This window comes from Streptomyces sp. PKU-EA00015 (genome assembly GCF_013387495.1).
Lineage (GTDB): Bacteria > Actinomycetota > Actinomycetes > Streptomycetales > Streptomycetaceae > Streptomyces.
Genome location: NZ_JABZEE010000010.1, coordinates 141,834 through 161,994, shown reverse-complemented (window position 1 = coordinate 161,994; position 20,161 = coordinate 141,834). Strand labels below are relative to the sequence as shown.

Genomic DNA, 20,161 nt, shown 5'->3' with positions numbered 1-20,161 from the left:
AAGACTTTGTCCGAACATTCTTACGCGACGGTGCCGCGCCGGACACCTCTAGGAGCGGACCAGGAGCTGGAACTCGAAGGCGTAACGCGAGGCCCGGTAGACGTGCGACCCGAACTCGACCGCGCGGCCCGTGTCGTCGAACGTGGTGCGCTCCATCGTGAGCAGCGGCGCCCCCGCCTCCTCGCCCAGCAGCTCCGCCTCCCCCGCGTCGGCCGCGCGGGCGCCCACCGACTGGCGGGCGCTGTGCAGGGTGATCCCGGCCGCGCGCATCAGCCGGTACAGCCCGGTGGACTCCAGATCGGCCGTGTCGCAGTCCAGCAAGCCGGCGGGCAGGTGATTGCGCAGCCGGGCCATCGGCTCTCCGTGGGCATAGCGCAGCCGCTCGACGAACCGGACCTCGCTGCCCTCGGCGACCCCGAGCGCGGCCGCGATCTGGGCGCTCGCCGGCTCGACGGTGTTGGTCAGCACGACCGTGGCCGGCCGCTGACCGGCCGCCGCCAGGTCGTCGTAGAGGCTGCTGAGCTCCAGCGGGCGCCTGACCTGGCTGTGCACGACCTGGGTGCCCACACCCCGGCGGCGCACCAGCAGCCCCTTGTCGACCAGGGACTGGATGGCCTGCCGGACGGTGGGCCGGGACAGGCCGAGCCGGCCGGCGAGTTCGATCTCGTTGCCGAGCAGGGTGCCGGGGGTCAGCGCCCCCCTCTCGATCGCCGCTTCCAGCTGCTGCGCCAGCTGGAAGTAGAGCGGGACCGGGCTGGTGCGGTCCACGCTCAACGCGAGCGAGAGGGACGGTTCCGACTCGTGACTGGGCTGCTTGGGCACGTGGGCGAGCGTAGTCGCACGCCATGTTGACGGGAAGTCGTGAGGTTCGATTGTCAGGACAAACGCTTGACAGGCGGCGGTGCCGGCTCCATTTTTGGGCCATGCGCATCGGACTGATCGGCACGGGACGTATCGGCAGCTTTCACGCGGGGGTGCTGAGCCGCCATCGTGAGGTGGGCTCACTGGTCGTGGCGGACACGGACGCGGCGCGTGCCGTGCGGACGGCGGACCGCTGCGGCGCCACCGCGGCGCCCAGCGCCGACGAAGTCTTCACCTGGGGCGTGGACGCGGTGGTGATCGCGTCGGCCACCGCCGCGCACGCGGATCTGATCGCCCGCGCGGCGCGTGCGGGGCTCCCCGCCTTCTGCGAGAAGCCGATCGCCCTGGACCTGCCGGGGACGCTCGCGGCGCTGCGCGCGGTGGAGGAGGCGGGCACGGAGCTGCAGCTCGGCTTCATGCGCCGCTTCGACGCGGGCTACACGGCGGCCCGTGAGCTGGTGCGCTCGGGCCGACTCGGCCGGCTGCACACCGTACGGGCCATCACCTCCGACCCGGCGCCGCCGCCGGCCGCGTACCTGCCGCTGTCCGGCGGGCTGTTCCGGGACTGCCTCGTCCACGACTTCGACATCCTGCGCTGGGTGACGGGCCGCGAGATCGTCGAGGTGTACGCGGCGGGGTCGGACGCGGGGCCGGCGATGTTCCGCGAGGCGGGCGACGTGGACACCGCGGCGGCGCTGCTCACGCTGGACGACGGGACGCTGGCGACGGCGACCGCGACGCGGTGCAACGGCGCGGGGTACGACGTCCGGATGGAGCTGGCCGGGGAACTCGACCAGGTCGCGGTCGGGCTGGACGACCGCACGCCGATCAGCTCGACGGAACCGAAGGGCCTGCCGCCGGTGGACAACCCCTGGCCGGGCTTCCTGGAGCGGTTCGCCCCGGCGTACGAGGCGGAGCTGGACGCGTTCGTCCGTCTGGTGCAGGGCGAGGCGGACAACGCCTGCGACGGGCGCGAGGCGCTGACGGCGCTGCGGGTGGCGGAGGCGTGCGAGCTGTCGCGGCGAGAGCGGCGGCCGGTGCGGGTGGAGGAGATCCCGGCGGGCTGAGCCCCCCGGCCCCGCGGCGGCTTCGCCCCAGACCCCCCGTACCGCCCTGCGCACGGTGTCCTCGAGCGCCTCCTGCGGTCTGGCGGACGCGGGGCCCGGACGGGCTGGATTTCGCGGCGCGAAATCAGTGCGCTGGGGGCACCGGCGCGGGTTCGGGGCGGAGCCCCCACGCGGACGCTGCGCGAGATCAAGCCCCGCTGGGGGCACCTCGCACGCCCGAAGGGCGTAGGGGGAGATCGGGGTGCGCGGCTCGGGGCGGAGCCCCCATGGGCGCGTCGCGCACAGGCGCGGGGTCCGGGGGCAGCGGCCCCCGGGGTCACCAGCGGACCGGGAGGGATTCCGGGCCGCGGATCAGCATGCCCGTGCGCCACGCGAGCGCGGCCGGGTGCGCGTCGAGGGTGAGGTCGGGGCAGCGCTCCAGCAGCGAGCGAATGGCGACACGGGCCTCCAGACGCGCCAGCGGCGCGCCCAGGCAGTAATGGATGCCGTGGCCGAAGGCCAGATGGCCCCGGGTGTCGCGGCGGATGTCGAAGCGGTCCGGCTCGGGATAGCGGGCCGGGTCGCGGTCGGCGTCCGCGAGGGCGACCAGGACCAGCTGTCCGCCACCGGGGATGACCGTGCCGCCGATCTCGTAGGGCTCGACGGTGAAGCGGTACGTCGGGGTCTCCACGGGCCCGTCGTACCGCAGCATCTCCTCCACGGCCCCGTCCATCAGCGAGAAGTCGGCCCGCAGCGCGGCGAGTTGCTCGGGGTGGGTGAGCAGCGCGAGAACGCCGTTGGAGATCAGGTTGACCGTCGTCTCGTGGCCGGCGATCAGCAGCAGCCACGCCATGCCCATCAGCTCGTCCCCGCCGAGCCGGTCGTCGTCGTCCCCGTCGGCGCGGTGGATGAGCGCGCTCAGGAGGTCGTCGCCGGGCTTCTCGCGCTTCTCGGCGAGCAGCCCGGCCAGATACCGTGACAGCTCCCCCGCCGCCGCCTGACGCTCGGCACGGTCGGTCGAGGCCAGAGCAGTGTTGGACCAGCGCCGGAAGGAGTCCTGGTCGAGGAAGGGCACGCCCAGCAGTTCGCAGATGACGGCGATGGGCAGCGGGAAGCAGAACGCGTCGACGAGGTCGGCACTGCCCGTGGGCCCCATGCGGTCCAGCAGTTCGTCGGTGATCCGCTGCACGCGCGGGGCAAGTTGCTCGACGTGCCGCATGGTGAACTCACGCGCCACGAGCCCCCGCAGCCGCGTGTGCCGGGGCGGGTCGGCGCTGAGCATGGTGATGCCGGCCGACAGCTGGGAGGCGCCGAGGTCGGGGGCGGCGTTGCGCCACTCCTTGGACAGGGCGTCGTCGGCGAGGACGGCGCGCCCGGCCTCGTAACCGACGACGAGCCATGCCTCGTGCCCCTCGGGCAGCCGGACCCGGTGGACGGGGCCCCGCTCGCGTAACGCGGCGTAGACGGGATAGGGGTCGCGGGTGAAGTCCGCGCCGAGCGCGGCGAGATCAACGGTGGCGGCTTCGGTGGTCACGGCGTTCCTCTCACATCGTCAGGTGGGGTGTGCGCGGTGCCGGGCCCGTCGGTCACCGGCCTACCAGCGCACCGGCAGGTGGCGGACGCCGCGCATCAGGAGGCCGGGGAGCCACTCGTACGCGGAGGACTCGTCGAGGGCGAGAGCCGGGCAGCGCTCCAGCAGCGAGCGGACGGCGACACGGGCCTCCAGCCGGGCCAGCGGCGCGCCCAGGCAGAAGTGGATGCCGTGGCCGAAGGCCAGATGGCCCCGGGTGTCGCGGCGGATGTCGAAGCGGTCCGGCTCGGGATAGCGGGCCGGGTCCCGGTCGCCGGCGGCGAGGCCCACGAGGACCATCTCGCCGGGCGGGATGACGGTGTCGCCGTACGGGACGGGGGCGACGCTGAAGCGGACGGTGGCGTTCTCCACCGGGCCGTCGTAGCGCAGCATCTCCTCCACGGCGCCGTCGAGGAGCGAGAAGTCGGCCCGCAGCGCGGCGAGCTGGTCGGGATGGGTGAGCAGCGCGCGCATACCGTTGGAGATGAGGTTGACCGTGGTCTCGTGTCCGGCGATGAGCAACAGATAGGCCAGCGCGCGCAGTTCGGCGGCGGAGAGGCGGTCGTCGTCCGTGGCGCGGGTGCACAGCAGGGCGGAGAGCAGGTCGTCCGCGGGACCGGCGCAGCGCTTGTCCTCGATCAGCTCGTCCAGGTAGCCGCGCAGCCGGTGCACCGCGTCCGACTCGCTCTCGGCGCTGGTGGGGGCGACGATCGCGTTGGACCACTTGCGGAAGTCGTCGCGGTCGGCGGCCGGGATGCCGAGCAGCTCGCAGATGACGATGATGGGCAGCGGGAAGGCGAGCGCGTCGACCAGGTCGCCGCGGCCCGCCGGCAGCATCGCGTCGATCAGTTCGTCGGTGATCTGCTGGATCCTCGGGCGCAGCGCCTCCACGCGCCGGCCGGTGAACTCGCGTGCGACGAGCTTGCGCAGCCGGGTGTGGTCGGGCGGGTCGAGCACCAGCAGGTTGGGGCCGACGACCTCTTCGTCGAGCATGGTCACGCCGACCGTGGCCGGCGCCTTGGACAGCCGCGCGTCGGCGAGCGCCGCCCGTGCCTCCTCGTGGCCGACGATCAGCCAGAACCGGCCGCCGTCGGCGCCCCGCACCTGATGAACGGGCCCCGCCTCACGCAGTCGCGCATAGTAGGGATAAGGGTCCGCCGTGAAGTCCGCACCGAACTCGGCGAGATCGACGATCGTCATTCGCCCAGCCTACGGCGACTTCTGCGGACCGTCCTCGTCCAGAAGTCCGGCGTCATGGGCCGACAGCGCGATCCGGACAGGGTCGTTGAGCCCCGGCTCGGCGAGAATGCGTCGGCACATGGGTCTTGACCGTCGGAACGCTCGTGTACAGCGTCGACTCGATGTCGGCGTTCGAGCAGCCCCTTCCGACGCCGACCGCCGCCTCCCGTTCATGCTCGGCGAGCGTCTCCAGCCGGCGTGCGGCCGCGGGCCGCCGCGGGCGCCGTGCCGCCGCCGTCCGCCGCGCGGCGGCCCCACGTCGTGCCCGTCAGGACCAGGGCCGCGCCCAGCAGGCCCGGCACGCCCAGGTGTTCGCCGCCGAGCGCCATGCCGGCCGCCGCGGCCCACAGCGGCTCGGTGCCGAGCAGGAGGCTGACGCGCGACGGCGAGGTGCGGCGCACGGCCCACATCTGCACGAAGAACGCGAACAGGGTGCAGAACAGGGACAGGAACAGCAGGCCGGCCCACTCCCCCGGCCCGAAGCCGACCGCCACGGACCACGGCGAGTCCCCCGCACCCGGGACGGTCGCCAGCAGGGCGAACACGGCGAGCGCCCCGCCCAGTTGGACGGTGGTCAGCGACAGCGAGTCCGCGCCCCGCACCGCCTTCGTCCTGGCCATCGCCAGGACGTGGAGGGTGCGCGCGAGAGCGGCGAGCAGCATCAGCAGGTCGCCGACGGAGGGCGTGGTGAAGCCGCCGCCCTGGGTCAGCAGCACCACTCCGGCGACGGAGACGCCGGCCGCGGCGACGAAGGAGCGGGAGGGCCGCTGCCGCGTCACGGCCGCTTCCGCGAGCGGGGTGAAGATCATGGTGAGGCTGATGATGAGCCCGGCGTTGGTGGCCGAGGTGTGCACGACCCCGTACGTCTCCAGCAGGAAGATCCCGCTCAGGACGAGCCCCAGCAGTCCGGCCCCGCGCCATTGGGCCGCGCTCAGCGCACGCAGCCGCCGCCGGCCCGCGACCACGAGCACCGGCACGACGAGTGCGAAGCGCAGGACCAGCACGGCGACGACGGTGTGCGTGGTCGTGATGCCCTTGGCCGCGAGGTAGCTGGCGCCCCAGACGACGGCCACGAGCAGGACGGGCAGATCGGTGAGCCACGCGCGGCGCGGTGCGAGCACGGGGGCGGACAGGGCGATCGACGACACCTTGGGTCTCCAACGTCTCCGGCGGACAGGCGTGGCGGAGGCGTCGGCGGCTCGCTCACGGGAGCGATCACCGTACCGGGGCGAGACGTGTGGGTGCTACATGTTTCAGACGTAGCTGCCGTACTCGGGTCGGCCGGCCAGCTCGTAGGTGTGGATGGCGATGCCGGAGCCGGTGGTCCTCGCGTCGACGTGCCGGAAGGCGGTCGGCGTCGCACCGTCGGCGAACAGGCGCAGACCCTTGCCCAGCACGACCGGGAAGCTCAGCAGGTGGAGCGTGTCGATGAGGTCGTGCGCCATGAGCGATCGGGCGAGGGCGCCGCTGCCGTGCATCTGGATCTCGCCCTCGGTGCGCTCCTTCAGGCCGGTGACCTCCTTGACCAGGTCGCCGCGGATGATGCTGGTGCCGGACCAGTCGGCGGTGTCGAGGGTGGTCGAGACGACGTACTTGGGCAGGGCGTTGAGCTTCGACGCGATCGGGTTGGCGGGGTCGGTCTGCAGGGGCCAGTAGCCGGCGAAGATCTCGTACGTCCGGCGGCCGAGCAGGAAGGCGGTGGGCCGCTCGAAGACCTCGTCGACGAACCGGCCGAAGTCCTCGTCCCCGTACGGCACGGACCAGCCGCCCTGGTCGAAGCCGCCGCGGCGGTCTTCGTCGGGGCCGCCGGGGGCCTGGTAGACGCCGTCGAGGGAGACGAACTGGGTGAGGCTGAGCTTTGCCATGACGGTGCCTGCGCTTTCGGAGTCGGTCGTCTCGGTCATCAGGGCAGACCGCACGGGCACCGAAAACTCATCGGCAGCACTTCTCGGTGCGTCCGTCAGCGGTTGAGGTCCATCACCGGCACTCCGAGTCCGTCGTACGCGTCAGGAACGACGGTCGCCACCAGCGCTCCTTCGGGGCGGCTGATCGTCGGACGGGCGGCGTGTACCGCGGCCGCGACCCCGAAGGGGACACCGCCCGCATGCAGCTGCGCCAATGCGTGCGCGCACTCGTAGTCGGCGTCCAGAGTGTGCAGCGTGTCGAGGATCCCGACGTAGTCGATGACTCCGGGCCGCTGCCGTTCGGCCTCCAGGGCGCTGATGATCGGGACCCAGAGCCGCACGGATCCGTCACCTGCAGCAATGTGGATCAGGCCGGACACCTGCTTGTTGCCGCCGAGCGCCAGGAGAGTCTCCGTGTCGAGCACGAAGTGGTCCAGGTTCACGCGACGTCACCGATACCGGCGGCTCGGAGGGCGTCACGGTGGGCCGTCTGGGCCGCGCGCATCCTGGCTCGCAGGTGACCGGACTCGGCGTCGTCCACGCGATGCCCGAACTCCGTCTCGAGAAAAGCGCGCGTGCGCTCGGCACGCTCCTTCAGCTCCTCCGGCGTGAGCGTGGACTCGGCGAACTCGGCGAGCAGGGACCGCATCGTGGTCCCCTGGGCCTGTGCGACGGCCGCGAGCCGGTCGCGGGTTCTGGAGTCGACCTTGATCGTGGTGTCCATGCCGGGAGTATACCGACCGGAATACCCGTGGGGCAGTGTTCTGCGTACGGACGCCACGGGCGCTCGGCGTGGTCGCGTGACCCGGGTGCCCGACGTGACACGACGCGCCCGGTATGCGTGCAGGGCGCACCGTTGCTGTCGGCCGGTGCGCCCCGCGCGCGGGGCGGGGAGGGTGTCGTGCCTGCCCGCCCCTCGGCGGACCGTCAGCCGCCGAGCTCCTGGTGGCGGGCGGCCAGCCGGGCCGCGCCCTGGTCGGTCAGGGAACCGAACAGGCGCAGGCGCGAGATGCCGCCGTCGGGGTAGATGTCGATGCGGGCGTGGGTGCCGACCGCCGGGGCGTCCAGGACGAAGCGGTGGTTGGTGTCGGGCTGCAGGCGGGTGCGCGGCAGCACCTCGCGCCATTCGCCGCTCTCGCCGTCGCGCACGGACAGGGCGGCCCAGCCGGCGCTGTTGCCCTTGAGGTAGGCGGTGTCGATCTCGACGGCGCGGATCTCGGACTGCTCCACGAGCTGGTAGCGGATCCAGTCGTTGCCCTTGTCGCGGCGGCGGCGGGTCTCCCAGCCGTCGTCCATCTTGTGGGAACGGCCGGGCTGGATGGTGTTGGTGGCCGGCGAGTAGAAGCGGTCGGACGCGTCCTCGACCTGTCCGCCGTTCTCCAGCGCGACGAGGTCGAACGTGGAGAGCGCGGCGAGCCACGCCGGGTCCGGCGCGACCTCGCCGTACACGCGCAGGCGGGCGATGCCGCCGTCGGGGTGCTGGTTGACGCGCAGGTGCGTGAAGCGCTGCTCGGCGTCGACGGCGAAGCCGTTCGCGGCGTGGCCTCCGACGGCCGTGCGCGGGACGAGCGTCGTCCACTTCACGTCGCCGGACAGCAGCTCCTCGGGCGAGGGGGACCCGGCGACCGAGGTGCCCTCGACGGACACGGCCTGCGGGTAGTTGCCGCGGAAGTGGGCGGTGTCGACGACGATGCCGCGTACGACGCCGGGAGCGCCGAGGCGTATGAGCGCCCAGTCGTGGTCCTCGTCGGTGGGGTGGGGCTGCCCGGCGGAGACACCGCGGCGGCGCCGGGTCTCCCAGCCGTCCATGATCTTGCCCTTGTGGCCGAAGTGCTCGGGGTCGAACTCGGCGGCCTCGGGCTTCAGCAGGTTCTCGCGCTCGGCGAAGAACTCGTCGTTGGCGGCGATGACACCGGCGCCGAGACGGCGGTCGGCGAGGTCGGCGTACTGGGTGAAGGAGAACCCCGACGGCCCAGGGGTGCGGTAGTCGGCGTACGGGTCGCCGCCGCCGTACGGGCTGGCGTCACCGGTGTAGGAGGGAAGGGAGGAAGAGGACACGGTTTCAGTTGTTCCTTTCGAGCAGCCGGCCCGTCGGCTCGGCCACGTTGCCGTTCTCCACGATCCGCTCGCCGCGCAGCCACGTCGACCGGACGACGCCGTGCAGGGTCTTGCCCGCATAGGCGGTCACCTGGTTGCGATGGTGCAGTTCGGCGGGGTCGACGGTGAACGTCGCGTCGGGGGCGAGGACCGCGAAGTCGGCGTCGCGGCCGGCCTCGATGGCGCCCTTGTCGCTCAGGCCCGCCAGCTTCGCGGGGGCGAAGGACATCCAGCGGACGACGTCGTCGAGGGTGTGGCCGCGCTTGCGGGCCTCGGTCCAGATGGCGGGCAGACCCAGCTGGAGCGAGGAGATGCCGCCCCACGCGGATGCGAAGTCCGGGGTCTTGAGATCGGTGGTGCACGGGGAGTGGTCGGAGACGATGCAGTCGATGACACCGTCGGCGAGCCCCTGCCAGAGCAGGTCCTGGTTGGCCGCCTCCCGGATCGGTGGGCAGCACTTGAACTCGGTGGCGCCGTCGGGGACTTCCTCCGCGGTGAGGGTGAGGAAGTGGGGGCAGGACTCGACGGAGACCGCCACGCCCCTGCGCCTGGCGGCGGCGATCAGCGGCAGTGCGTCGCTGGAGGACAGGTGCAGTACGTGCACCCGCGCGTTCAGCCGCTCGGCGTGGGCGATCAGGCCCTCGACGGCGGTGTTCTCGGCGTCGCGCGGCCGGGAGGCGAGGAAGTCGGCGTACTTCGGGCCGCTGCGCTGGGGGGCCGACGCCAGGTGGTGCGGGTCCTCGGCGTGCACGATGAGCAGGCCGCCGAAGCCGGCGATCTCGGCCATGGAGCGGGCGAGCTGCTCCTGGTCGAGCTCGGGGAACTCCTCGACGCCGGAGGGCGACAGGAAACACTTGAAGCCGAAGACGCCGGCGTCGTGCAGCGGCCGCAGGTCCTTGACGTTGTCCGGGATCGCACCACCCCAGAAGCCGGTGTCGACATGGGCCTTGGGGCGGGCGACGTCCTGCTTGGTGCGCAGGTGCCCGACGGTGGTCGTCGGCGGGAGCGAGTTGAGCGGCATGTCGAGCAGGGTCGTGATGCCGCCGGCCGCGGCCGCACGGGTGGCGGTCCAAAAGCCCTCCCAGGCGGTGCGGCCGGGGTCGTTCACATGGACGTGGGTGTCGACGAGGCCGGGCAGCAGCGCGTCGTCGCCGAAGTCCTCCAGGCGGGCGCCTGCCGGGACCTCGGCGTCGTACGGCCCCACCGCCGCGATCCTCCCGTGGGCGACGGCGACCGTCGCGGCGCGCGTGCCCTCCGGGGTGACGACGCGCGTCGAGCGCAGCACCAGGTTCACGTCCACGGTCCCGTCCACGTCGGACACCAGCTCCCCTCACATGCATCAACGCAGGCGATCGCCGAATCTGCTTCGGCGGGCCAGAAATTCAACGAACTGTTGAAGAAGTCTTCACTTCCGATCGACGCCCGTCAAGACCCGCCCGCCCCGGACCGCACGCTTGGACGTTTCCACAAAGTGGAAGTAAGATTCCACTGTCATGTGGGTCGCTTCGCCCAACGGAGAGGCCGCGGGCCTGCCCGAAAAGCCCGCTGACACCCGGACAAACGGGCCCTGACCGGCAAAGACGCCTCGACGGCGGCGATGTGCCCCACGCACACGCCCGGTAGGCTGCTGACTTGCCCTGCCTGCCCGAAAGGACCGCCGACGTGCCGACGTCCAGCGCCAGCACCACCGACGCAGCCAAGCCCGCCGCCAGTGGCGGCGTGCAGTCCCTGGAGCGCGCCTTCGACCTGCTCGAACGCATGGCCGACGCCGGTGGCGAGGTCGGGCTGAGCGAGCTGTCGGCGAGCAGCGGGCTCCCCCTGCCGACCATTCACCGGCTGATGCGCACGCTGGTGGCCTGCGGGTACGTACGGCAGCAGTCCAACCGCCGCTACGCCCTCGGCCCCCGGCTGATCCGGCTCGGCGAGTCCGCGTCCCGGCTGCTGGGCACCTGGGCGCGCCCCTACCTCGCCCGCCTGGTCGAGGAGACCGGTGAGACGGCGAACATGGCGCTCCTGGACGGCGACGAGATCGTGTACGTGGCGCAGGTGCCCTCCAAGCACTCGATGCGCATGTTCACCGAGGTCGGCCGGCGCGTCCTGCCGCACTCCACGGGCGTGGGCAAGGCGCTGCTGGCGCACACCCCGGCGGACGAGGTACGGGCGCTGCTGTCGCGCACCGGCATGCCGGCCGCGACGGAGAAGACGATCACGACGCCCGAGGGCTTCCTCGCCGCGCTCGAACAGGTCCGCCGGGCGGGGTACGCGGTCGACGACAACGAGCAGGAGATCGGCGTGCGCTGCCTCGCGGTCCCCGTGCCGAACTCCCCGACGGCGGCGGCGATCTCGATCTCGGGGCCGGCGGGGCGGGTGACGGAGGCGGCGACGGAGAAGATCGTGCCGATCCTCCAGGAGGTCGCGCACGACCTCTCCACGGCCCTGGCGAGCACGTCCCCGCAGTCCTGAGCGCGCGCCCGTCCGCGTCGGGGGCTGCACGTACCTGACGCACCCGTCGGGGCTCCGCCCAAGGCCCCGCGCCACGAACGCCGTCGGGGCCGACATGCCCGATCGGTCCGGCGGCAGAGCCCGGAAGCCCACGCCCACCAGAGCGCCGAGCGCCCGGTCCTGGGGCGCAGCCCCGCCCGCCCGGCGACCGAGCAGGGCGGGTCCGGGGCGGGAGTCCCGGCTCCGCCGGACAGTGCCCCGAAGCCGCGCCCGCCAGGGCAGCGTGGGGCCCGGGCGGATCCCCGGTTCGGGAAGGGCCGGGGTGGGGTGGGGTGGGGTGGGGAAAGCGTCCGCGCAGCGGCCCCGCCGGTATCAGACCTTCCGTCGCGGCGGCACGTCGCCGAACGTGTCCACCGCGTTCCTCACCTGCATCAGCGCCGGCGACAGCGCGCTCACCGACCCGATCGCGCCCGCGATGAGCAGCAGCGAGCGGCGCATGCGCGGGATCTCCGGGTCGCCCGCGGCGATCATCGCGGCCAGAACGGCCAGTTCGTCCTCGGCGATCGCCCGGTCACCGAACTCGGCACGGTACCCGGCCAGTTCACGCCGGAGCTGCGCGACCGCAGCACGTAACGCCGCCGCTCTCGGATCCTCGCCGCTCCCTGTCACCCGCGTCTGCCCCACGCTCCGCAACAAAGCCCAGCCCCTCGCACGTCCTTGTGCCCGCGACCGCGTTCCGCCGGACGGCGAAACGTCCGCGGGGTGCGGGCCAGTTAACGCCATCCGGCCCGCGACGCGCCACAGCAAAGACAGAATTCAGGACGAAGGGGCGGGATCGATCGCGTTGCGCCACACGATGACATCGAGCGTGATGAACTGACTGGGATCGGTGTCGGGCGACTTCCCCTGATAGGTCGCCACACCCGCATGCCCCGAATCCGTCAGCACGCAGAACTTGGCGCCCTTCGACAGGACGTCCAGGTCGATGCTGGTCGCGTAGCGCGTCTCGGTCCGGCAGGTGTCGAGACTGGCCGTCTGGCCGCTGCGCAGCAGGATGTACCGTCCGTTCTCCGTCCGGATCTGCTCGCTGATGTCGCTGTAGTAGACGTCCGAGGGCGAGTCGTCGTCGACGGGCTTGACGGGGTCGTCGTCGAGGGTGAGGTGGTACTGGTCCACCAGGTTGATCCCGGTGTACGTCTTCGGCGTCGGGTCGGCGACCGGCTCGTCCGGCGGCGAGTCGACGCCGTTGCCGCCGTCACCCTGTTCCGAAGGGGTGCCGTCCGGCTTCGGGGTCGAACTCTGCTTGTCCGAACCGCTCTTGTCCTGGCTCCGGTTCTCCTTGCCCTTGCCGTCGTCGGACAGGGCGAAGTACGTACCGCCGCCGACGGCGACGCCCAGCACCAGCGTGACCGCGACGGCGATGGCGAGATTGCGCGCCGTCTTCTTCTTGGGCGCGGCGGGAGCCGTCTGGCCGGTGGCGGCGGCGGGGTTGTAGGGGACGGGGCCGCCGGGCTGCGGGTGGGCGGCCGTCTGCGGATAGCCGTAGCCGGGGCCCTGCGGGCCGGGCTGCGGGTAGCCGTACGTCGGCTGGGCGTGCGGCTGCGGCTGGGTGCCCGGCTGCGCGTGGGGCTGTCCGTACGGGCCCTGCGGACCGGAGGGGGCGTGCGGCTGCGTGGGCGGCTGCGGCGCGGGGCCGAAACCGGGCGGCGGCGTCGACGGCGCCGCGTGCGCGGTGGGCATGTGGGTGGGTGCCCCGGCCGGCTGCGCGGGGGGCTGCCCGGCCGGCGGGGTCACGGGCGGCGCGGGCGCGGCCTTGCGGGTGGTGATCTCGGCGGCGACCACGCTCGGCAGCCACTCCTCGGGACGGCGCAGCACCGTCTCGCCGTTGGCCGCCTGGCAGATGCCCAGGATCTCGGCGACGGAGGGGCGGCCCGCGGGGTCCTTCACCATGCACCGCGTGACCAGTTCGCGCAGCTGGTCCGGGAGTTCGGTGAGGTCGGGCTCCTCGTGGACGATCCGGTAGAGCACCCCGTGCGAGGTGCCCTCGCCGAAGGCCGCCTTGCCGGTGGCCGCGTACGCCGCGATCTGGCCGAGGGCGAAGATGTCGGTCGCGGGTGTGACATGGCTGCCCGCGGCCTGCTCCGGAGCCATGAACGCGGGCGTGCCGATGGTGACACCGCTGCTGGTCAGCGAGGTGGCGTCGGCGGCACGGGCGATGCCGAAGTCGATGACCCGCGGGCCGTCGGCGGCGAGCAGGACGTTGGCGGGCTTGAGGTCGCGGTGGACGATGCCCGCGCCGTGGATGATCTGCAGCGCCTCGGCGATGCCGGCGACGAGCAGCAGCACGGTCTCCACCGGCAGCCTGCCGTGCTGGGCCACGGCGTCGGAGAGGGAGGGACCTGGCACGTAGGCGGTGGCGAGCCAGGGCTGTTCGGAGTCCGGGTCGGCGTCGATCACGGGTGCCGTGAACAGGCCCTGCACGCGCTGCGCGGCCTGCACCTCCTGGGCGAACCGGCGGCGGAACTCGGCGTCCTGGCCGAAGTCGGGCCGGATCACCTTGATGGCGACCGGCCGGCCGCCGGGGGTGTACGACAGGTAGACCTTGCCCATCCCGCCGGCGCCGAGGCGGGCTGCGATCCTGTATCCGGCGACCGTCTTCGGATCGTCCTCACCCAGCGGCTGGAACACCGCTCCCTGGTGCGCGCGCCCACTCATCGACTCTCGATCCCCCATGGCGAACCTCAGTATTGGAGGTGAACCTTATCCAAGGTCACCCCATGCTCTCCACGTCGGACGGCCGGGGCGGGCCGTGCGGTTGCAGCCCGCGCGAAATGCCCGGACGCGCCGGCCGGCCCTCGTGCCCCGAAATGGACCAAGGAGTCCTCATGTCACACCCTCAGCCGCACTCCGGCCCCCAAGAGCCCGTCGTCGCGGGCCTGTTGCTCGCGGCGGGCGGCGGGCGGCGGCTCGGCGGCCGGCCGAAGGCGCTGCTGACGCACCGCGGCAGGCCACTGGTGGAGCACGCCGTACGGGTCCTCCGGGAGGGCGGGTGCGGGCCCGTTCATGTCGTGCTGGGCGCGGCGGCCGACGCGGTGCGCGAGACGGCGGACCTGGCGGGGTGCACGGTGGCCGAGAACCCGGACTGGGAGAGCGGGATGGGCTCGTCGCTGCGGGCGGGGCTCGCCTCGCTGCCCGGCGAGGGCGTGGACGCGGTGCTGGTCCTGCTCGTGGACCAGCCGGGCATCGGCGCGCGGGCGGTCTCGCGGGTGCGGGCCGCGGGTCTGTCGCGTGCGGCGCTCGCGGCGGCGGCGTACGGGGGCGAGCGGGGCCATCCGCTCGTGTTCGGCGCGGACCGCTGGGCGGACATCGCGGCGAGCGCGGTCGGGGACCGCGGGGCGCGGGCGTACGTGGCGGCGCACGAGGGGGAGCTGACGCTCGTGGAGTGCGGGGACGTGGCGGAGGAGTACGACATCGACACGCCCGGGGACCTGAGGCACCTTGAGTGAGCGGCGTGGCACTGAGCGACACGTTCTGTCGACCCGGAGAATCTCGATATCAACAAACCATTGAACTTCCACCATGCGGTAACTACTATCCACTGTTCAGAAGCGCCTGACCATCGGAGGGCGCCCCTCGGCCGTACCCCGGAGCCCTGGCACTGAGTGCCACGCTGTGGCGCCCCGACGGCCGCCCGGCGCCCCTCGTGAAGCCCGCGACGCTCGCTAGAAGCTCGCTGAAATGCTCGCTGAAGGAAGTGACAGCTCATGTCCGCACCAGCGCCGTCCCCGCTGGCCATCGTCGAAGCCGAGCCCCTGCCCCGGCAGGAAGAGGTCCTGACCGACGCGGCCCTCGCGTTCGTGGCAGAGCTGCACCGGCGGTTCACGCCCCGGCGTGACGAGCTGCTCGCCCGCCGCGCCGCCCGCCGCGCCGAGATCGCCCGCACCTCCACGCTGGACTTCCTCCCGGAGACCGCCGCCGTCCGCGCGGACGACTCCTGGAAGGTCGCCCCGGCGCCCGCGGCCCTGGACGACCGCCGGGTGGAGATCACCGGACCCACCGACCGCAAGATGACCATCAACGCGCTCAACTCCGGCGCCAAGGTCTGGCTCGCCGACTTCGAGGACGCCTCGGCCCCCACCTGGGAGAACGTGGTCCTCGGCCAGCTCAATCTGATCGACGCCTACGAGCGTCGCATCGACTTCACCGACCCGCGGTCGGGCAAGTCGTACGCCCTGCGCCCCGCCGAGGAGCTCGCGACCGTCGTGATGCGCCCGCGCGGCTGGCACCTCACCGAGCGCCACCTGCGGGTCGACGGCACCCCGGTGCCGGGCTCCCTGGTCGACTTCGGCCTGTACTTCTTCCACAACGCCCAGCGCCTGCTGGACCTCGGCAAGGGGCCGTACTTCTACCTGCCGAAGACGGAGTCGCACCTGGAGGCCCGCCTCTGGAACGACATCTTCGTCTTCGCCCAGGACTACGTCGGCATCCCGCAGGGCACCGTCCGCGCGACCGTCCTGATCGAGACGATCACGGCGGCGTACGAGATGGAGGAGATCCTCTACGAGCTGCGCGACCACGCCTCCGGCCTGAACGCCGGCCGCTGGGACTACCTGTTCTCCATCGTCAAGAACTTCCGTGACGGCGGCGAGAAGTTCGTCCTGCCGGACCGCAACGCGGTCACCATGACCGCCCCGTTCATGCGGGCGTACACCGAACTGCTGGTCCGCACCTGCCACAAGAGGGGCGCGCACGCGATCGGCGGCATGGCGGCGTTCATCCCCTCCCGCAAGGACCCCGAGGTCAACAAGGTCGCCTTCGAGAAGGTCAAGGCCGACAAGGACCGCGAGGCCGGCGACGGCTTCGACGGCTCGTGGGTCGCCCATCCGGACCTGGTCCCCATCGCCATGGCGTCCTTCGACGCGGTGCTGGGCGACAAGCCCCACCAGAAGGACCGCCTGCGCGAGGACGTCTCGGTGGCGCCGGGTGACCTGATCGCCATCGACTCCCTGGACGCCAGGCCCACCTACGAGGGCCTGCGCAACGCGGTCCAGGTCGGCATCCGCTACATCGAGGCGTGGCTGCGCGGCCTCGGCGCGGTCGCCATCTTCAACCTGATGGAGGACGCGGCGACGGCGGAGATCTCCCGCTCCCAGATCTGGCAGTGGATCAACGCGGGCGTCGTCTTCGAGAACGGCGAGCGGGCCACCCCGGAACTGGCCCGCAAGGTCGCAGCGGAGGAACTGGACGCGATCCGCGCGGAGCTGGGCGAGGAGGCGTTCGCCGCCGGCAACTGGCAGCAGGCGCACGACCTGCTGCTGAAGGTGGCGCTGGACGAGTCGTACGAGGACTTCCTGACGCTGCCGGCGTACGAGCAACTGGTCGGCTGACACCACCCGTTGACGCACATCGCCCCCGGTACCGCACAGCACCGGGGGCGGTGGCGTGTCAGCGCGGCGCGAGGGCCGTGACCACGTCCGAGGCGGCGAGCAGGCGCACGCGCGTCGCGTCCTGCATGTACGGGTACACGGCGAACACCTCGCCGCCGTCGGCCACTTCGGCGTCGCCCCGACGCGGGGTGAGGCCGGAGCTGTCCAGCACGCCCTGCCGATCGGCGCCCAGAGAGTGGTCGGTCCACTGGTGGCGACGGCGGTTGAACGGATCTTGTCGCGGCTGCCTGATGTGCGGCTCCGGATGCCGCTGGCAGAGGTGCTGTGGGAGCCGGTGCTCGGCGTAAGCTGCCCGCAGTCTTTGCCAGTCGTCTTCTCACCCGTGCGCATGAGGTACCCAGTCGACGAGATTGACTGGCTGCCGGCGCCCACCTTCACAAACCAGTCCGCCGATGCAGCCCTGACATCCGCTCGAAGGACCCGGTGCGGTCGTGCACTGGGCCAACAAGGTCGCCGCCCCGGCGAGGGCCATCGCGACGAGATTCCGATGCTGGTGTAGAGGGCGTTCATGCTTCTCGATGCGATGCTCGGTGCGGAACTGGTTCAGCCTCTGCGCGGCTGAACTGTCATAGGGATGCTGTCGGCGTGGACCACTGCTGAAGCGACTTCCTCGGGTCGATGGCCGGGCTTCGGGGTGAACTGCCACCGGGCGAGCAGCGTGGCAATGGCGATCGTGGCCTCCGTCCAGGCGAACTGGTCCCCGATGCACTTGCGGTTGCCGGCGCCGAAGGGTACGAACGCTTCGCGTGGGATGGCGTCCCGGCGCTCGGGCAGCCAGCGGTCGGGATCGAAGGTGTCGGCGTTCACGTAGATTGCCGGATCGCGGTGGATGGCGTAGAGGCTGAAGCCGACCTCCGTGCCGGCGGGGATTTCGGTGTCGCCGAGCACTACCGGTTCGGTGGTGCGGCGCATCAGGAAGGTGACCCCGTGCAGTCTGATGGTCTCGTCCAGCGCGCGGCGGATTCCCTCCAGACGGGGCACGTCCGCGATGGTGACGGGCCGGTCGCCGACGACCTCCCGGATCTCGGAAAGCAGCTGCTTCTCCACCTCGGGGTGGTTCGCCACCTCGTGAAAGGCCCAGGCGAGCGCGGCCGCGGTGGTCTCGACCCCTGCATACAGAATGGTGCTGAGTTCGTCGCGGACCTCGACGTCGGAGAGCGTCTTTCCGTTGTCCGCGTCCTGGGCCGCGAGCAGCATCGACAGCAGGTCGCCCCGCTCGGTGTCTCCCGAGCGCCGGGCATTGGCCACCACTTCATCGATCACCACGCGCAGCGCCTTGCTCGCCACATCGAAGTCGCGGTTGGCACGGATCGGCAGCCGGTCCAAGACCTTGGGTGACCCCGCCCGTATCAGCAGGTTCTTCATCACGACGGGCAGGTTGACGCGAATGGCTTCGACCGCCGGCAGCCCGATGTGCGTCGAGAACAGGGTCGACGTAAGCGTGTCGATCGAGTACTTGGCCATCGCATGCTGGAGGTCGATCGCCTGCCCGGGTTCCCAGGAGTCGGCCAGCTCTTGGGCGTGGCGGCTCATGATCTCGGAGTAGGCCGCGATGCGGTCCTTGGAGAACATCGGCTGGATCAGCCGCCGGTGCGCGCGGTGCAGCTCGCCGTTCGCGTTGGCCAGGCCGTTGCCGGCGAGCGGCCGCAGCCGGTCGAAGAAGCGCCCCTTCTCGAAGCTGCGCGCCTTCCTCACGGTCACCTCGTGGACCAGCTCGGCCGACGTGACCACGTACGTGGGCATCGTCCCGAAATCGATACGGACCAGGTCACCGTGCTGCCGCAGCGACTTCACGAAGCCGAGGGGATCGCGCCACAAGGCCAGAGCGTGGCCCAGAAGCGGAACCGCTCCAGGAGCGCGTGGAACCGTCTGCAAACCAGCTGACACCAGGAACCCTTTTCTCTCTCGGTCGTACACCCGCCGGAAACAGGAAGATCCCGTCACCAGATCGGCCCTCAGTGCGAGGCCACAGATCACCAAATGATCGTATCCAGGCCGGAGTTCGGCACAAGACCGTCGCTCGGGCGGTATGGACGACAGATATGCTGCGTGCGCTCCTCTATGCCATCTGTGCGCGACACCCCCGCGCCGCTGCTTCCCGGAGGCCTCGTGACCACCCCGTACCCCGACTCGTCAGGCATATCGGCCGCGGCGATTCCGCCTCCCGGGTGCCCGGCACACACACTCGGTCCTGGGGTGCGACGGATGTACGGACCGGAAGCGGAGGAGCCCTACGCGTTCTACGCCAAGCTGCGTCAGGAGCACGGCTCGGTGGCGCCCGTGCTTCTTCCCGGTGACGTACCGGCCTGGCTGGTACTGGGACACCGGGAGAATCTGGAGGTCATGCGCTCGCCCTCCCTGTACTCCAACGACTCCCGCATATGGAACGTCCGGTTGCAGCCCGACTCCCCGCTGCTGCCGTTGACCGCATGGCAACCGCTGCTGGCTTTCACCGACGGCCCGGAGCACGCACGACTGCGGGCGGCAGTGACAGACGGCCTGGCACGGTTCAACCGGCACGGCATCCGGCGCCATGTCGTGCGCTACACGCACCGGCTGGTCGACAACTTCGCCGGCACCGGCAGGGCCGACCTGGTGGCGGACTTCGCCGAGAAGCTGCCGGTCCTCGTCATGGCCCGGCAGTTCGGCGTGTCCGAGCAGGACGCGCTGCCGCTGGGTGCAGCCGTGCGTGACATGGTCAAGGGCACCGAAACAGCGCTGCAGAGCAACCAATTCGTCGTGGGTGTTCTGCAGGATCTCGTCAAGCGGAAGAAGGAGCAGCCCGGCGACGACTTCGCCAGCTGGCTGCTGCGCCACGAGTCGGCCCTCACGGACGACGAGGCGATGGAGCACCTGCGGCACGCCGTCGTCGCTGCGACCGAGAACACCACCAACCTGATCGCGAACACGCTGCGGATGGTGCTGACCGACCGGCGCTTCCGCTCGAGCCTGTCCGGGGGTGCGATGACGCTGCCGGACGCGCTGGACCAGGTGATGTGGGACGCACCGCCTCTCACCGTGGTGCCCACCCGATGGGCCACCGGCGACACACGGCTCGGCACCCAGGAGATCAAGGCAGGCGACCTGGTGATGCTGGGCCTGGCGGCCGGCAACGTCGATCCCGAGATCCGGCCCGATCTGTCCGCCCCGGTGCACGGCAACCGCTCACACCTTGCCTTCAGCGCCGGGCCGCACGAGTGCCCGGGCCAGGACATCGGGCGGGCCATCGCGGACACAGGAATCGACACGTTGCTCGCACGGCTGCACGACATCGAGCTCGCCGTGCCCGAGGACGACCTGCACGTGACCGGCTCCCTGGTCTCCTCCCGCCTGGACAACCTGCCCGCGCGCTTCACGCCCCTGCGGCCGAAGAAGGAGAGCGCTGGCGGCAGCCCGTCCCCCTCGTCCTCCGCCCAGCCGCTGCCGGCTGCCGCTCCTTCGGTCGGCCCCGCGCCCGCGCCGGTCGCGGTCGCGGTCCGCAAGCCGTGGTGGCGCAGGCTCTTTGGCTGACGCCAGAAACAGCCGTGGGGTCCGGATCACGTGATCCGGACCCCA

At 71.7% G+C, this 20,161-nt stretch carries 18 protein-coding genes; 5 read left to right on the top strand and 13 right to left on the bottom strand.

The genetic code is table 11. From position 1 onward, the window contains the following. Positions 1 to 48: 48 nt before the first annotated feature. On the bottom strand, positions 49 to 768 hold the full coding sequence (locus HW130_RS10000) for a GntR family transcriptional regulator (RefSeq protein WP_177149230.1): 720 nt from the start codon (positions 766 to 768) through the stop codon (positions 49 to 51). Between the two features lie 155 nt (positions 769 to 923). Between HW130_RS10000 and HW130_RS09995 the strand changes: the two genes are divergently transcribed. Continuing rightward, positions 924 to 1,928 carry a Gfo/Idh/MocA family oxidoreductase gene (locus tag HW130_RS09995; RefSeq protein ID WP_177149101.1) on the top strand — a complete coding sequence of 335 codons (1,005 nt, stop codon included), beginning with the start codon at positions 924 to 926 and terminating at the stop codon, positions 1,926 to 1,928. Positions 1,929 to 2,244: 316 nt separating this feature from the next. Here HW130_RS09995 and HW130_RS09990 read toward each other — a convergent pair whose 3' ends face one another. The 8 genes from HW130_RS09990 to allB all read right to left on the bottom strand — a co-directional run bounded on the left by HW130_RS09990 (position 2,245) and on the right by allB (position 10,038). Beyond that, on the bottom strand, positions 2,245 to 3,441 hold the full coding sequence (locus HW130_RS09990) for a cytochrome P450 (RefSeq protein WP_177149100.1): 1,197 nt from the start codon (positions 3,439 to 3,441) through the stop codon (positions 2,245 to 2,247). A gap of 60 nt (positions 3,442 to 3,501) precedes the next feature. Continuing rightward, positions 3,502 to 4,677 carry a cytochrome P450 gene (locus HW130_RS09985; protein WP_177149099.1) on the bottom strand — a complete coding sequence of 392 codons (1,176 nt, stop codon included), beginning with the start codon at positions 4,675 to 4,677 and terminating at the stop codon, positions 3,502 to 3,504. Between the two features lie 209 nt (positions 4,678 to 4,886). Beyond that, the gene (locus HW130_RS09980; RefSeq protein ID WP_177149098.1) at positions 4,887 to 5,864 is read right to left on the bottom strand and encodes a DMT family transporter; all 978 of its coding nucleotides are present in this window, start codon (positions 5,862 to 5,864) and stop codon (positions 4,887 to 4,889) included. 105 nt (positions 5,865 to 5,969) lie between these two features. Beyond that, positions 5,970 to 6,581, bottom strand: a complete 612-nt coding sequence (locus tag HW130_RS09975; protein WP_177149229.1) for a dihydrofolate reductase family protein — start codon at positions 6,579 to 6,581, stop codon at positions 5,970 to 5,972. Positions 6,582 to 6,676: 95 nt separating this feature from the next. Further along, complete coding sequence (locus HW130_RS09970; RefSeq protein WP_177149097.1) at positions 6,677 to 7,063, bottom strand: hypothetical protein; 387 nt, start codon at positions 7,061 to 7,063, stop codon at positions 6,677 to 6,679. After that, positions 7,060 to 7,344: a hypothetical protein gene (locus tag HW130_RS09965; protein WP_177149096.1), complete on the bottom strand. Its 285-nt coding sequence runs from the start codon at positions 7,342 to 7,344 to the stop codon at positions 7,060 to 7,062. Before HW130_RS09965 ends, HW130_RS09970 begins: the two co-directional genes overlap by 4 nt. Positions 7,345 to 7,547: 203 nt before the next feature. Then, entirely contained in the window at positions 7,548 to 8,678 is a 1,131-nt protein-coding gene (gene alc, locus HW130_RS09960) for an allantoicase (protein WP_177149095.1), read from the bottom strand. A gap of 4 nt (positions 8,679 to 8,682) precedes the next feature. Continuing rightward, complete coding sequence (allB, locus tag HW130_RS09955; protein WP_177149094.1) at positions 8,683 to 10,038, bottom strand: allantoinase AllB; 1,356 nt, start codon at positions 10,036 to 10,038, stop codon at positions 8,683 to 8,685. A gap of 341 nt (positions 10,039 to 10,379) precedes the next feature. Here allB and HW130_RS09950 point away from each other — a divergent pair, with 341 nt between their 5' ends. Then, positions 10,380 to 11,180 (top strand): IclR family transcriptional regulator, encoded by an 801-nt coding sequence (locus tag HW130_RS09950; RefSeq protein ID WP_177149093.1) that lies wholly within the window; start codon positions 10,380 to 10,382, stop codon positions 11,178 to 11,180. 351 nt (positions 11,181 to 11,531) lie between these two features. Here HW130_RS09950 and HW130_RS09945 read toward each other — a convergent pair whose 3' ends face one another. Both HW130_RS09945 and HW130_RS09940 read right to left on the bottom strand, forming a co-directional pair. Next, the gene (locus HW130_RS09945) at positions 11,532 to 11,843 is read right to left on the bottom strand and encodes a DUF5955 family protein (RefSeq protein WP_177149092.1); all 312 of its coding nucleotides are present in this window, start codon (positions 11,841 to 11,843) and stop codon (positions 11,532 to 11,534) included. 132 nt (positions 11,844 to 11,975) lie between these two features. Further along, positions 11,976 to 13,874: a serine/threonine-protein kinase gene (locus tag HW130_RS09940; RefSeq protein ID WP_177149091.1), complete on the bottom strand. Its 1,899-nt coding sequence runs from the start codon at positions 13,872 to 13,874 to the stop codon at positions 11,976 to 11,978. Positions 13,875 to 14,044: 170 nt separating this feature from the next. On the opposite strand from HW130_RS09940, the gene HW130_RS09935 reads away from it, so the two are divergent. Further along, positions 14,045 to 14,665, top strand: a complete 621-nt coding sequence (locus HW130_RS09935; RefSeq protein WP_177149090.1) for an NTP transferase domain-containing protein — start codon at positions 14,045 to 14,047, stop codon at positions 14,663 to 14,665. A gap of 258 nt (positions 14,666 to 14,923) precedes the next feature. Continuing rightward, entirely contained in the window at positions 14,924 to 16,546 is a 1,623-nt protein-coding gene (aceB, locus tag HW130_RS09930) for a malate synthase A (RefSeq protein ID WP_177149089.1), read from the top strand. 58 nt (positions 16,547 to 16,604) lie between these two features. Here the strand turns inward: aceB and HW130_RS09925 are convergent, their stop codons facing one another. Together HW130_RS09925 and HW130_RS09920 are read right to left on the bottom strand one after the other, a co-directional pair. Then, a complete protein-coding gene (locus tag HW130_RS09925) occupies positions 16,605 to 16,757 on the bottom strand; it encodes a hypothetical protein (RefSeq protein WP_177149088.1) in 153 nt (50 codons plus the stop codon). Positions 16,758 to 17,149: 392 nt separating this feature from the next. Beyond that, positions 17,150 to 18,583 (bottom strand): cytochrome P450, encoded by a 1,434-nt coding sequence (locus tag HW130_RS09920; protein ID WP_309140379.1) that lies wholly within the window; start codon positions 18,581 to 18,583, stop codon positions 17,150 to 17,152. 132 nt (positions 18,584 to 18,715) lie between these two features. Here HW130_RS09920 and HW130_RS09915 point away from each other — a divergent pair, with 132 nt between their 5' ends. Further along, positions 18,716 to 20,116, top strand: a complete 1,401-nt coding sequence (locus tag HW130_RS09915; RefSeq protein WP_177149087.1) for a cytochrome P450 — start codon at positions 18,716 to 18,718, stop codon at positions 20,114 to 20,116. Positions 20,117 to 20,161 lie beyond the last annotated feature (45 nt).